Source organism: Streptomyces sp. NPDC047061, assembly GCF_040643955.1.
Lineage (GTDB): Bacteria > Actinomycetota > Actinomycetes > Streptomycetales > Streptomycetaceae > Streptomyces.
Genome location: NZ_JBEYVI010000143.1, coordinates 1 through 1,095 on the forward strand (window position 1 = coordinate 1; position 1,095 = coordinate 1,095).

1 protein-coding gene is annotated in these 1,095 nt (G+C 70.4%); it reads left to right on the top strand.

Translation table 11 applies throughout. The features are described from left to right. Nucleotides 1-105 precede the first annotated feature (105 nt). On the top strand, nucleotides 106-1,095 hold a 990-nt coding region (locus ABZ887_RS51185; RefSeq protein WP_361306621.1), incomplete at its 3' end, for a type I polyketide synthase.

Genomic DNA, 1,095 nt, shown 5'->3' on the forward strand with positions numbered 1-1,095 from the left:
TTCGAGGCCGCGGTCGCGTGGGGTGTCCCGTCGGCGGTCCCGGCCCGCCTCGACCTGACGGGACTGTCACGCCCGGGACGACCGATACCCCCGCTACTGCGTGGCTTGGCCGCCGGTGCGCCCGCCCGACCGACCGCGGCCGCGGCCGCGGGTGGCTTGGCGGCCCGGTTGGCCGCGTTTGCCCCTGCAGAGCGTGAGCGGGAAGTCCTGGAGATCGTCCGGGCCGCTGTCGCCGCCGTTCTGGGTCATGCCAGCTCGGCCGACATCGATTCCGAGCGGGCGTTCCGTGACATGGGCATCGACTCGCTGACCGCGCTGGAGCTCCGCAACCGGCTCGCGGCCGAGACCGGCATGAGCCTTCCCGCCACCTTGGTCTTCGACCAGCCGACGCCGCTGGAGGTGGCTCGGTATCTGGTTGCAGAGGCGTGCGGGGTCGACGGGGTTGTCGGGGAGAGCGCTGTGCCGGTGGTCCGTGTCGGGGCGGATGAGCCGGTGGCGATTGTCGGGATGGGTTGTCGGTTCCCGGGTGGGGTGGAGGACCCGGAGGGTTTCTGGCGGTTGGTTGCCGCAGGCTCCGATGCGATGTCGGGGTTCCCGGTGAACCGTGGCTGGGATACGTCGGGCCTGTTCGGGTCTGGTGATGAGGGCGCTGCCTACGCCCGGGTGGGTGGGTTCCTTGATGGTGCGGGTGGGTTCGATGCGGAGTTTTTCGGGATCAGTCCGCGTGAGGCGTTGGGGATGGATCCGCAGCAGCGGGTGTTGCTGGAGACGTGTTGGGAGGCGCTGGAGGACGCGGGGATTGCGCCGGGGTCGCTGAAGGGGACCGATGCGGGGGTGTATGCCGGCATCATCGCCTCGGGATATCGGGTCGGGGGGCAGGACGGTGCTGGTGGTTACGGGCTGACGGGGACGACGGCGAGTGTGGCGTCGGGTCGGGTGGCGTATGCGTTGGGGTTGCAGGGTCCCGCGGTCTCGATCGATACAGCGTGTTCGTCGTCGTTGACGGCGATTCACCTGGCGGCGCAGGCGTTGCGGTCGGGTGAGTGCGGGATCGCGCTGGCCGGCGGCGTCACGGTGATGGCCTCGCCGGGGACA